The following is a 12175-nucleotide window of genomic DNA, read 5'->3' as shown; positions in this document are numbered from 1 at the left end:
TTAAGGAAAATTCAGAAAAAATGTTGTCTTGAGTGGGAGTTGGTATGGATATTTACGGTAGGACGTGAGGGCAGCCGGGACGGAGGAAGTGTCCGGCTGCATGAGAGGTAGAACCTGGTTTTATGGTGTGTACACCTCTCCCCGCACCGACCCGTCCCTTACCCGCCAGGGAGGGCGCCGCAGGGGGGTGCATGGTGTGCGTGTGATGCAGGAGGTTAGCCATCTGGTGCATAATTCAACTCCCTGATCACTACTTATTCATGCTAATATTTATAATTATCTCTTACTGGTTAACGATATAGATAGACGACAATGATTAATTATAGCGCTAAGCAAAAAAGAGCCTCCTGAGTCTGAAAACGATACGAAAAAGGGTGGGGAGTTGGTATAGGTGGCGTTGGTGAACGTGACAATGCCTTCAACAGGGTGTGGTGTCAGCCCGACGGCCGTGTGGAGGTGTGCTTCGTGCCGTGTCATGCGAATCGGCAGGTAATCGCCCGCACGGGGCGGGCTTTCTGCCGAAGAACACTGTGTTTGTTGCTTGATTGATGACGCGTGGCCCGAGGGTTGCATCCGGGAGGGTGAACGCTGTTGGCAAATGCAACTCCCCGATCACACTATCGTCATAATGATATAAAAAATTTGCTCTCAATGATTAACATTATTGGTGACCAATTAGGATTATCGCTGTTGCAGACAGGTTCACGGAGGCGGCCGGACGGGAAGGCTGTCGGTGCGGATCGGGCAGGAGAAATTGTTAAATCCGCTCTCTCCCGGCCGCAGCCTCAGGGGGACGGAAAGGCAGCATCGCCCGGCTTCTGTTCGGGGAGAGAGAAATGCGACTGCACGAGTTTCCATGTATGGCCGGTGCCCACCAGCACCATGGTCAGCCTGCCGGGGCGGCGATGTGTTACCCCGCCGGTGCCGGCACCGACGATTGCATCGGCGAGAACCCATGCAACGGTACCGGACGCGTCTATCCGCAAATCCAAAAGATCCAGGGAGAGTGTCCCGCACCGGGAGAATTCCCGGGAAAGACGGTTCCCAAACTCGTTCGCGGATGTTAGCTTTTCACCGGGCCCGCTCCAGAACCCGGCAAATCCGGGTGCGACAAGGGCCATCACGCCCTCGGTGTCCCGTGCGGAGTAGGCGTCCGTGAATGCACGGAGGACCGATTCGACCTGCTCGCGTGTCTGTGTACTGATCGTCATACCCGTCACATCCCGGTACGCATGCCGGGGTCATAGTAGTAACCCTTCGGGATCGGGGCATATCCGCAATATCCATGTATGAAGGGGTAGAACGATACAGGAACAGGCTGTCTCATGGTTGACACCGTTACCCTGAAGGGGTGGGTCGAAGAGGACGGGCGGCATCTGTCTGCCGGTGATGTCGGGAGGTTGCTGGAGGCAGGCCCTTCCGCCGTCGGGCGTTTCGGGGGCGAGTTCCTGCTCATGTGGAACGACTGCATGGCACGGGACCATTTCGGGATTATACCCGGCCCGTGCCCTGCCGGCAGCGTGTACTGCACCGGCAGGGAAGCAGGCACCGTATCCCCTGATCCGCCCGCGTTCGATCTCCATGATGCGATAGCCGAGGCGGTACGGCTCCGGAGCGACGAAGGGGTCACTGCGCTCTCAGGAGGCGTTGACTCAAGCCTCATCGCAGCGCTTGCCGGGCTTCCCTGCGTGGCAGTCGGCCTGCCGGGATCGCACGATCTGGAGCGGGCGGCATATGTCGCAGAAAAGCTCGGACTGACACTCCATGCCGTCGAACTGACGCCTGCCATGATCTCCGCTGCCCTCCTTGCGGTGGTACTGGTCATCCCGGATAAAAACCCCGTCGACGCGTCGATTGCCGCAACACAGTACTGTATTGCATCATGGGCGGCTGAGCATGGATATAGCCGCATTCTTGCCGGCCAGGGTGCAGACGAACTCTTTGGAGGATATGCCCGGTACCTCGAAAGTGCGGACATCGCCGGTGATCTCGCGAAGGATTTTCGCGGGCTTGCCGGCCAGTGTGCGCGTGACCAGGCGGTGGCAGGCCTTCATGGCACGTCCTTTTCGCTGCCGTATCTTGACATCCGCGTCGTGCGCGCTGCACGGGCCCTGCCGCCCGCAGCAATGGTGGAAGGCGGGGTGAGAAAACGCCCCCTCCGGCGGGTTGCGGAGCGCGAGGTGCCGGCGGATATCGCCCGGTACGAGAAGAAGGCGATGCAGTACGGCAGCGGCGTCTGGAAAGTGATCCGGCAGCTTGCACGTGAAAATGGTTATAAAAAATCGGTACAAGGGTACATAAATCAGATTGGGGAGACTGCACACGATGGTATCTGAAACTGAGATTAACGATATCGCGAACCTCGCGGACATATCCATACCCAAGGAAGAACTGGGCACGTTTACCGCACAGTTCAATTCAATTCTCGAATATTTCGACCTGCTCGACGCGGTGGAAGCGGCGCCGTCCGAAGGTGCCGGCCGGTACAATATATTCCGCGAGGATATCGTGGAGCCTTCCCTTGATCAGGACGCCGTGCTCTCAAATCCCGGTGCGTCCGAGGACGAGTTTATCAAGGGCCCGAGGGTGATGTAGTGGCGGGAACGTTTTCGTTCGATGCGCCGGACCGCTGGAACGCGTTTCTGCACCGGCAGGAGACGGTCGGGTACGGTGACGGCGCGCTCGGCGGACTGCCGGTGGCGGTCAAGGATAATATCTCCACGGCAGGTCTCCCCACCACCTGCGGCTCGCGCATTCTCGAGGGATATGTCCCTCCCTACGATGCCCATGTCGTCACGCTGCTGAAGGCCGCCGGTGCCGCGATCGTCGGAAAAACCAATATGGACGAGTTCGGAATGGGCACGACCACCGAAAACAGCGCCTACGGGCCGACGACAAACCCCGCCGATCCGGGGAGGGTCCCGGGCGGTTCTTCGGGCGGCAGTGCCGCTGCGGTCGCCGGCGGCCTCGTGCCTGCGGCGCTCGGATCCGATACGGGGGGGTCCATACGCTGCCCCGCGGCGTTCTGCGGCATCGTGGGGCTGAAACCAACCTACGGCCGTGTTTCGCGGTACGGGCTTATTGCCTATTCGAATTCTCTTGAACAGATCGGCCCTCTGGCTGCCACGGTCAGCGACGTCTCCCGCCTTATGGCGGTGATTGCGGGGTATGACGCCCGGGACTCGACGTCAGCCGACCGCCCCTACGCCCATACTCCTTCGGCAGAAATACGGGGCACCCGCATCGGCGTACCTGCGGAGTTCTTCGGGGAAGGTGTCGACGAGGCGGTCGGGGAGCGGGTCCGCGATGCACTCGCCGTGCTGGAGCATCTCGGTGCGGAGATTGTGCCGTGCACGATGCCGTCGATGGCCTTCGCCCTTGCGGCCTACTATGTCACCTGTACAAGCGAAGCTTCCTCTAATCTTGCGCGGTTCGACGGTGTCCGCTACGGACCCGCCGTCGATACGAAGAAACAATGGCACGCAGCATTCAGGGAACTCCGCGGCGACCGTTTCGGAAACGAGGTGCAGCGGCGCATCATGCTCGGCACCTTCGCCCTCTCGGCAGGGTACTACGGCAAGTACTATGCGAAGGCGCAGGTGGCGCGGAAAGCAGTTAGGGACGACTTCGCCCGGCTGCTCCGTGATGTCGACGTGATCGCGGGCCCGACGATGCCGACGACTGCATGGCGGCTCGGCGAGAAGTCGGATCCCCTCTCGATGTATCTCTCCGATATTCTCACCGTCCCCGCAAATCTCGCGGGTGTGCCGGCGATATCCGTTCCCTGCGGCACGGTGAACGGCCTCCCGGCGGGCCTGCAGATCATCGGCCGGCATTTCGAGGACGAGCGGGTCGTTGACGTTGGTTTTGCCTATGAACAGGAGGTGCGGCGATGAACGTTATCATCGGGCTTGAAATCCATTGCCAGCTCAGCACGAAGACAAAACTTTTCTGCGGCTGCTCGACCGATTACCGTGACGACGGCCCCAACACTCACGTCTGTCCCGTCTGTCTCGGGCTGCCCGGCGCCATGCCCCGGTTGAACCGCGGGACCGTCGACTACGCGCTCAGGGTGGCCAAGGCGCTCAACCTTACCGTGCTCGAGGAGTCGGTGTTCTCCCGGAAAAACTACTTCTACCCCGATCTTCCGAAAGGATACCAGATAACGATGTACGACAAGCCGCTCGCCGAAGGGGGCTGGCTCGAGATCGAGGCGGATGACGGCACGCCGAAACGCATCGGCATCACGCGCATCCATCTCGAAGAGGACCCCGGCCGTCTCGTCCACAGGACGGGCCGCGATCGCGCGGGATACTCCCTCATCGACTACAACCGGAGCGGCATCCCGCTGATCGAGATTGTGACCGATCCCGATCTCCGCTCGCCCAAAGAGGCACGGCGGTTCCTCAACAAACTCCGGGCGACACTCGAGTACCTGAACGTCTTCGACGGCGAGCGCGAGGGAGCCATCCGTGTCGACGCAAATATCTCGCTGAAAGGGCACAACCGCGTGGAGTGTAAAAACATCTCGTCCTACAAGGGAGTCGAAAAAGCCCTCACCTTTGAGATAACCCGGCAGAAAAACCTGATCCGGCGCGGGGTCGCAATCGTGCGCGAGACCCGGCACTTCCAGGAAGGGCGCGGCATCACCACGTCGTCCCGCTCGAAGGAGGAGGAGAACGACTATCGCTACTTCCCCGAACCCGATCTCCTGCCGTTGCGGGTCAGTGGTTGGGTGGACGATATCGTGCTCCCGGAACTGCCTGATGCGCGGCGGGAACGTTTCATCCGGCAGTACGGCATCTCGGAGAACCATGCCCGGACACTGACGGGCGAGATCCGGATTGCGGAATTTTATGAGGCTGTCGCTCCTGCGGACGCGAACCTGGCCGCCACCTGGGTTGCAGACACGCTCCTCGGAGAGCTCGCATACCGTTCCATGCCGATCGATCACTTTCCGGCGGAGCATTTCGCCGGCCTGATCACGCTCCTTAAGGACGGGCGGATCACCGACCGTGCGGGTGTCGAAGTGCTTCGCCGCCTGCTCGATGCCTGCAGGGAAGGGCGTGAGCCGGAGATGCCGGCCGAAATCGTCGCACGCGAGAATCTCGGAAAGGCGGAAGGAGATGCGTTTGCCGATATCATCGTCTCGGTTGTCCGTGCTCATCCCGACGCAGTCGCTGATTTCGTGAGCGGCAAAGAGGGTGCCCTGAATTTCCTTGTCGGCATGGCCATGAAGGAAACGCGCGGGCGGGCCGATCCGAAAGATCTTAACCGGCGCATCCGCGCCCATATCGAAGAGGAGAGTGAGTGAGCCCATGCACCTGATTATTGCTGAAAAGAATATCGCAGCACAGCGCATTGCCGGGATTCTCGCCGACAGGGAGAAGGTCGAGATCCGAAAGGAAGGCGGCGTTGCGGCATACCGTTTCGGCAATCAGGTCGCAGTCGGGCTCCGGGGACACGTCGTTGAGATAGATTTCGAACCGGGGTATACAAACTGGCGGAGCGAGGCGCATCCCCCGAGAACTCTCATCGATGCGGGCATGATCAAGCGCCCCACGGAAAAACGGATCGTCACCCTGATCCAGAAACTCGCAAAAAAGGCCGATCGCGTCACTATCGCGACCGATTTCGATACGGAAGGGGAGCTGATCGGCAAAGAGGCGTACGAACTCGTCCGCGATGTCAATCCGTCGGTGCCTGTCCAGCGCGCACGGTTCAGTGCCATCACCCGCGGCGAGATCACCGCGGCGTTTTCCCATCCCTCGGCGATTGACTTCGATCTTGCAGCGGCAGGGGAAGCACGGCAGATCGTCGATCTCATGTGGGGTGCGTCGCTCACCCGGTTCATCAGCATCGCAGCACGGCGCGGCGGAAAAAACATCCTGAGTGTCGGGCGCGTCCAGAGTCCGACCCTTGCCATGATCGTGGACCGGGAAAAGGAGATAGAAGCATTCACTCCCGAGGCATACTGGATGCTGCACCTGGAAACCGAGGCGGCCGGTCAGCGTTTCGAGGCGCGGCATACCCACGGGAGATTCTGGGACCATGACGAGGCGGGGCATGCCGCCGCGAAGACTCTGGAGCCTCTTCTCGTCACCGGTGTGAAGGAAGGGATCAAGACGGACCGCCCGCCCGCTCCGTTCGACACGACATCCTTTATCGTCGCGGCAGCACGCCTTGGCTTTTCCGCGGCAAATTCGATGCGTATCGCAGAAGATCTCTACATGAACGGGCACATATCCTACCCCCGCACCGACAATACGGTCTATCCTGCATCGCTCGATCTCGATGGTATCCTTACGGTCCTTGAAAAGTCGGCATTTTCCCGTGATGCGGCATGGGTGCGGGCGCACCGGCGCGGCACTCCCACACGCGGCAAGAAATCGAGCACCGATCATCCACCGATACACCCGACGGGTGCACTCGCACGCGGTCAGGTCAGCGATGACGCATGGAAGATTTACGAGCTTGTCGTCAGGCGGTTCCTCGCCACCCTGAGCCCCGACGCGACGTGGAAAACCCTGAAATACCTCTTCGACGCCTCGGGGCAGGAGTACACGGCTACGGGGCAGCGGATGGCCGAACCCGGGTACCTGACCGTCTACACGTACAGCGACGCGCAGGAGTACATTCTCCCGGTGCTTGTGGCGGGGGACCGGCTCCCGATCCGCGATGTGGTGCTCGAGGAGAAGGCGACGCAGCCGCCGCCGCGATACTCCCAGAGCCGGCTCATCCAGCGGATGGAAGAGCTTGGCCTCGGCACGAAGAGTACCCGGCACGATGTGATCGGGAAGCTTGTCTCGCGCCGCTATGTGGCGGGGACGCCGCTGCGCCCCACCCTTGTCGGCCGGGCGGTCACAGAATCACTGGAAAGCCACGTGGAGCTCATTACGAAACCCGACATGACGCGGACTCTTGAAGGCCATATGGAGGAGATCAAGCAGGCAAAGCGGAAGCGTGATATTGTGGTTGCCGAGTCGCGTTCGATGCTTCACCAGGTCTTCGACGACCTCGAAGCACACCGGGACGAGATCGGCGAGGAGATCATGGAGCGGACCGACGAGGAGCGTATCCTCGGCAAATGCCCCGTCTGTGGTGAGGAACTTCGCCTCCGCCAGTCAAAGGGGATGGCGCAGTTCATCGGCTGCTCCGCGTATCCCGAGTGCGGATTCAATATCAGCCTTCCCTCCGCCCAGTGGGGACGAGCGGTGCGGACAGAAGAGATCTGCCCGCACCACGGGCTCGCCCATGTCCGCCTCGTACGGAAAGGTGCCCGTCCGTGGGACATCGGCTGCCCCTTCTGCAACCATATCGCATCACATAGCGAGACGCTCCGCCTCATGCCTGCCATGACCGACAGCCTCATCCACCGGCTTCACTCGCATCATATCTACACGGTCGGAGAGATTGCGGGTGCGGAAGCGGTAAAACTTGCATCGTTGTTGTCGATCGATCCTGCCGCCGCAGCACGCCTGATCGAAGAGGCGGAATCGGTCCTCGGACTTCTCCGGAAACGATCAGAACTCCGGAAATTCCTGCGGGCGCATATCCCGCCGCGGCGGGGACGAAGCCACGGCAAGATCGCTTCAGGCCTCTTTGCGGCGGATGTGAATACCATCCGTGACCTTTCCCTTCTTGATCCTGCCGTGCTCGTTTCCCTGAAAGTAGGTGACAAGGAGGCCGTCTCGCTTATCAGGGCGGCGGAGAGGGTGTGCCGGGAACAGACCCTGCGGGAAACCGGGATTCCTCCCGTCAGCCTGAAAAAGTACCTGGATGCCGGTATTGAGAGACCGGAGGATTTCTGTCACATCCCGTCCGCCTTCATCAGCGTCAAGACCGGTATCGGCATCGAAACCGTACAGAAGCATGTGGAGAAGGTCTGCACGGGCATGGGTGTGAATCCGCCGCAAAAAATAACGAAAAAGGCGCTTGAAAAGGGCAGGATCGAACTTCTCGCACTCCCCGGTGTCGGGGAGGCGATACTTGAGCGCCTCTACCGTGCGGGCGTCACCGATGCCCACACACTCGCACATGCCGAACCGGGACGGATTGCACGGATTGCCTCGATCTCAGAAGAGAAGGTGGCGGCGATGCAAAAAGCGGCGGCCGGCACCGAAGCATAATTCCCTACTCTGGTGACTACCATGCAGCTCAACTGGAAAGACTGGGTCCACGTGACAAAACTCGACCCCGACAAGAACCTCGATCCCGACGTGGTTACCGACATCGTTACGAGCGGAACCGATGCGCTGATGCTCTCCGGCACGCTGAACGTGACAAGGGAGAACCTCTCCTGCCTGCTCGAACAGGTATCCGCATACGGCCTCCCGCTTGTCGTGGAGCCTGCGGGGCCCGAAGCGGTTCTTTTCGAGGGTATCGACGCCCTCTTTGTGCCGAGCGTACTCAACACCTCCGATGTGCGCTGGCTTGTCGGTAAACACAAGACGTGGGTGAAACACAGCAGGGTGCACTGGGATCTTGTCGTACCTGAGGCGTACATCGTCCTCAATCCCGCGTCCGCTGTCGGCCGGGTAACCGGTGCGGACTGTACGCTCCGGTCGGATGACGTGGCGGCATATGCCACGGTTGCGGAACGGTACTTCCATTTCCCGATCGTTTATATCGAATACAGCGGGATATACGGGGATCCGGCGATCGTACAGGCGGCTGCCGCCGCACTCGACACTGCTGTTCTCTATTACGGGGGCGGTATCAACTCCGCGGAGCGGGCCTCCGAAATGGCACGGTACGCCGACACCATCGTCGTCGGCAATGCGGTATACGACGAGGGTGCCGAAGTCCTGAAGGCGACGGTGCGTGCCGTTTCCTGACGGGAGGTAAACTTTCGTGCCTGCGATCGATTTCGTGCTTGTCGAGCCCCTCTATGAGGGGAACATCGGTTTTGCAGCCCGCGTCATGAAAAACTTCGGATTTGACAGGCTCGTCCTGATCAATCCGCCGTCCATCGGGGACGAGGCAATCGCCCGCGCTTCCCATGCCCGCGATGTGCTGGAGAACGCCCGGCAGAGCACGCTCGAGGAGGTGATCGCGGGAAGCAGCCTCCTTGTCGCCACGACAGGGGAGTTCGGCAAATCGATTTGCACTTCTCTGCGCATGCCCTATTTCACTCCCCGGGAGCTGGGTGCCATGATCCGTGATGTGGAGGGGCGGGTCTCGATCCTTTTCGGGCGGGAGAACTGGGGGCTCTCGAACGATGAGATCCGGCAGTGCGACATCATCTGCACGATCCCCGCCTCGCCCGACTATCCGATTGTCAACATCTCCCACGCCGTGGGCATCCTCTGCTATGAACTTGCCGGTCTTCCCCGCGGCACCTACCGGATCGCATCGCGCGTCGAGCTCGATGCGTTCTATGACCACCTATCCCGTTTTCTCGATACCATCGACCATCCTGATTTCAAGCGGGATAACACAATGGTGATGATGCGGCGCATCTTTTCGAGAACGCTTCTCACTCCCCGTGAAGTGTCCACGCTGCACGGCCTGCTCAGGAGGACGGAATGGCACCTCGCGGGAGAAGGCAAAACCCAAAATAAGTAAACCACCAGACGAGAGGTATATACAATGATCCTTGTTGACTGGCAGATCCGGGATCGCATCGCCCGGGGTTTTATCGGGGTTGATCCGTTTGATCCGAACCTCGTACAGCCGAATTCGCTTGACATCAGGCTCGGCGATCACTTTGTCTGGTACAATCCCGGTGCCGGGATAATCGATCCCTATAATGCCGTGTCGATCCGTGCCGGGACCGATGAACACCGTGCTGCGCATATCGACATTCCGCCCGGCAAATTCCTGCTCGCCGAAACACTGGAGTGCGTGAGCCTTCCCGATAACATCGTGGCAAGTATCGAGGGCAAGAGCAGCATCGCCCGCCTCGGTATCGCACTGCACCAGACGGGAGGGTGGATTGATGCGGGTTTCCGGGGCACAATCACCCTCGAGATCTCGAACGCAAACCAGCGGCCGGTGCGTCTCTATGCGGGCATGCCGATCGGTCAGCTTGTATTCTACACGACAGAACGGGCCGAACGCCCCTATTTTTTAAAGGGGGATGCGAAATACCTGGATCAGCGACAGGCGACCCTCTCCCGGTACGACCTGAATCCGCGGTCCGAAACACCCTGAGGCGGAGTGCAGGCGCCCCCCTGTACATATATACCATTACACACCACATTTGAGGCAATTGTCCGGAGATTATGCATGCGAATCCTGTTGATACACTCTGACCACATATCCTACGAGGCACGGAAAAAGACCCCCGTTGCGGAGGAGGAGATCTCCCCTGCAGACGCGCTCGACGAGGCGCTCACCGCCTTTTGTGCGGTGGAGGCGGGCGATGAGGAGAACCCGGCCGATATCATCGCCCGGACGGCGGACGAGATTGCCGAGACGGCAGGAAAACTGAATACGGACCGGGTGATGGTATACCCCTACGCCCACCTCTCCAGCGATCTTTCTTCGCCGGATGTTGCGGTCCGTGTGCTTCGGGGAATAGAGGAGCGCCTGAAGAGCACCACGTCGCTGACGGTTAAAAGAGCTCCGTTCGGCTGGTACAAGGCCTTTTCGCTCGTCTGCAAGGGCCATCCCCTCTCCGAACTCTCCCGGACAATCACCCCCGGGGAGGAGAGCGCGGCTGAAAAAAAGGTTGTCGAGCATGAATTCTTCGTCCTTACCCCGGACGGCGAGCGGAAGGAACCCGCGGAGTTCCTCGGTTCCGGCGATCTCGGGCTGCTGATCACAAAGGAAACCGGGCTTGCCGTACCGGCAGGCGGCGAACCGCTGCACGTGGAGCTGATGCGCGCAAAGGAGCTTGTCGACTACGAGCCGAGAAGCGATGTCGGGCACCACCGCTGGATGCCGAAGGGAAAGCTGGTCCGCGATCTGCTGGCCGATTACGTGCTTTCCCTTGTGCTCGACTACGGCGGCATGCCGGTCGAAACCCCGGTGATGTATGATCTCGCCGACCGGGCGATCAACGAGCATGCGGCAAAGTTCGGGGAACGGCAGTACCGGTTCGCAAGCGGGAACCGGAATATGATGCTCCGGTTTGCCGCCTGTTTCGGGATGTTTACGATTATGCACGACATGCATATCTCGAAGAACACGCTTCCCATGAAGATGTACGAACTCTCCACCTACTCGTTCCGCCACGAGCAGAAGGGGGAGTGCATCGGTTTAAAACGCCTGCGTGCCTTCACGATGCCCGACATGCACACCCTCTGCCGCGATATGGACGACGCCCTTGCGTCTTTCGAGGAGCAGCTGATGATGGGCTGGCGGACAGGTCGCGATCTCTCCACTCCGCTTGCCGGCGTGTTCCGGTGCACACAGGATTTTTACGCTGAAAACGAAGGGTGGGTTAAGAAGATCGTCGCCATGTCGGACGTACCGATGCTCATCGAGCTTCTCAGCGACCGGGTGCACTACTGGATTGCCAAGGTGGATCTCGCCGCTATCGACGGTCAGGGCCGTCCGATAGAAAATCCGACGGTTCAGATCGACGTGGAGAGCGCCCGCCGGTTCGATATCAAATACTATGAAGACGGGGATGCGGTGTATCCCCCGATCCTTCACTGTTCTCCGACGGGCAGTATCGAGCGCGTCATCTGTGCCCTGCTGGAAAACACCGCGCGGCAGGACGTTCCCCGGCTGCCGCTCTGGCTCTCCCCGGTGCAGGTGCGGCTTGTCCCGGTCTCGGACCGGAACGTCGCATGTGCGGAGAGGGCTGCTGAAACCCTGACCCGTGCAGGCATCCGAGCCGACCTCGATGACAGGGAGGAGAGCGTGAATAAAAAGGTCCGCGAAGCAGGAATGGAATGGGTCCCCTATGTTGCGGTGGTGGGTGATCGCGAAGAGGAAACAGGCACGCTGACCGTCACTATCCGGAGCCTTTCGGAACCGAAAAAGCCGTATAAAGAATCTTTCAGTGTGGATGCGCTTGCAGCCAGGGTGCATGAGGAGACGGGTGATATGCCGATCCGCCCGCTCTATACGGCCAAAAAACTCTCGAAAAGACCGCGTTTCATCTGAGCGGATAGATCTCTTTTTTTTATCACGCACGGATTTCATTACCTTTTAATGGTGAAGCGGCCTATGCACAGTTATCTGTCCGGAGCCGGACATCGGTGCAGCTCCGGAGGCGGTG

Annotated in this window: 10 protein-coding genes; 9 read left to right on the top strand and 1 reads right to left on the bottom strand. The window is 60.0% G+C overall.

From position 1 onward, the window contains the following. Positions 1 to 785: 785 nt before the first annotated feature. A complete protein-coding gene (locus APR53_02105) occupies positions 786 to 1211 on the bottom strand; it encodes a hypothetical protein (GenBank protein KQC05716.1) in 426 nt (141 codons plus the stop codon). A 114-nt stretch (positions 1212 to 1325) separates the two neighbouring features. On the opposite strand from APR53_02105, the gene APR53_02100 reads away from it, so the two are divergent. The 9 genes from APR53_02100 (at position 1326) to APR53_02060 (ending at position 12060) form a co-directional block, all read left to right on the top strand. Continuing rightward, a complete protein-coding gene (locus APR53_02100) occupies positions 1326 to 2336 on the top strand; it encodes an asparagine synthase (protein KQC05715.1) in 1011 nt (336 codons plus the stop codon). Continuing rightward, entirely contained in the window at positions 2326 to 2595 is a 270-nt protein-coding gene (locus APR53_02095) for a glutamyl amidotransferase (GenBank protein KQC05714.1), read from the top strand. The genes APR53_02100 and APR53_02095 overlap by 11 nt, the downstream gene beginning before the upstream one ends. Next, entirely contained in the window at positions 2595 to 3896 is a 1302-nt protein-coding gene (gene gatA, locus APR53_02090; GenBank protein KQC05713.1) for a glutamyl-tRNA amidotransferase, read from the top strand. The genes APR53_02095 and gatA overlap by 1 nt, the downstream gene beginning before the upstream one ends. Beyond that, positions 3893 to 5314 (top strand): glutamyl-tRNA amidotransferase, encoded by a 1422-nt coding sequence (locus APR53_02085; protein KQC05712.1) that lies wholly within the window; start codon positions 3893 to 3895, stop codon positions 5312 to 5314. The genes gatA and APR53_02085 overlap by 4 nt, the downstream gene beginning before the upstream one ends. A 4-nt stretch (positions 5315 to 5318) precedes the next feature. Next, positions 5319 to 8129, top strand: a complete 2811-nt coding sequence (locus tag APR53_02080) for a DNA topoisomerase I (protein ID KQC05711.1) — start codon at positions 5319 to 5321, stop codon at positions 8127 to 8129. Between the two features lie 21 nt (positions 8130 to 8150). Further along, positions 8151 to 8837: a geranylgeranylglyceryl phosphate synthase gene (locus APR53_02075; GenBank protein ID KQC05710.1), complete on the top strand. Its 687-nt coding sequence runs from the start codon at positions 8151 to 8153 to the stop codon at positions 8835 to 8837. A gap of 16 nt (positions 8838 to 8853) precedes the next feature. Continuing rightward, entirely contained in the window at positions 8854 to 9567 is a 714-nt protein-coding gene (locus APR53_02070) for an RNA methyltransferase (GenBank protein ID KQC05709.1), read from the top strand. A 24-nt stretch (positions 9568 to 9591) separates the two neighbouring features. After that, the gene (locus APR53_02065) at positions 9592 to 10155 is read left to right on the top strand and encodes a deoxycytidine triphosphate deaminase (protein ID KQC05708.1); all 564 of its coding nucleotides are present in this window, start codon (positions 9592 to 9594) and stop codon (positions 10153 to 10155) included. Positions 10156 to 10230: 75 nt separating this feature from the next. Continuing rightward, positions 10231 to 12060, top strand: a complete 1830-nt coding sequence (locus tag APR53_02060) for a threonine--tRNA ligase (protein KQC05707.1) — start codon at positions 10231 to 10233, stop codon at positions 12058 to 12060. Positions 12061 to 12175 lie beyond the last annotated feature (115 nt).

Origin of the sequence: Methanoculleus sp. SDB, assembly GCA_001412355.1 — an archaeon.
GTDB lineage: Archaea > Halobacteriota > Methanomicrobia > Methanomicrobiales > Methanomicrobiaceae > LKUD01.
This window is presented reverse-complemented; position numbering and strand designations above follow the sequence as displayed.

Coding starts and splice junctions, on each gene's coding strand:
- APR53_02080 (KQC05711.1), top strand. CDS start 5,319: ATGCACCTGATTATTGCTGAAAAGAATATCGCAGCACAGCGCATTGCC.
- APR53_02100 (KQC05715.1), top strand. CDS start 1,326: ATGGTTGACACCGTTACCCTGAAGGGGTGGGTCGAAGAGGACGGGCGG.
- APR53_02065 (KQC05708.1), top strand. CDS start 9,592: ATGATCCTTGTTGACTGGCAGATCCGGGATCGCATCGCCCGGGGTTTT.
- APR53_02105 (KQC05716.1), bottom strand. CDS start 1,211: ATGACGATCAGTACACAGACACGCGAGCAGGTCGAATCGGTCCTCCGT.
- APR53_02060 (KQC05707.1), top strand. CDS start 10,231: ATGCGAATCCTGTTGATACACTCTGACCACATATCCTACGAGGCACGG.
- APR53_02085 (KQC05712.1), top strand. CDS start 3,893: ATGAACGTTATCATCGGGCTTGAAATCCATTGCCAGCTCAGCACGAAG.
- APR53_02095 (KQC05714.1), top strand. CDS start 2,326: ATGGTATCTGAAACTGAGATTAACGATATCGCGAACCTCGCGGACATA.
- APR53_02075 (KQC05710.1), top strand. CDS start 8,151: ATGCAGCTCAACTGGAAAGACTGGGTCCACGTGACAAAACTCGACCCC.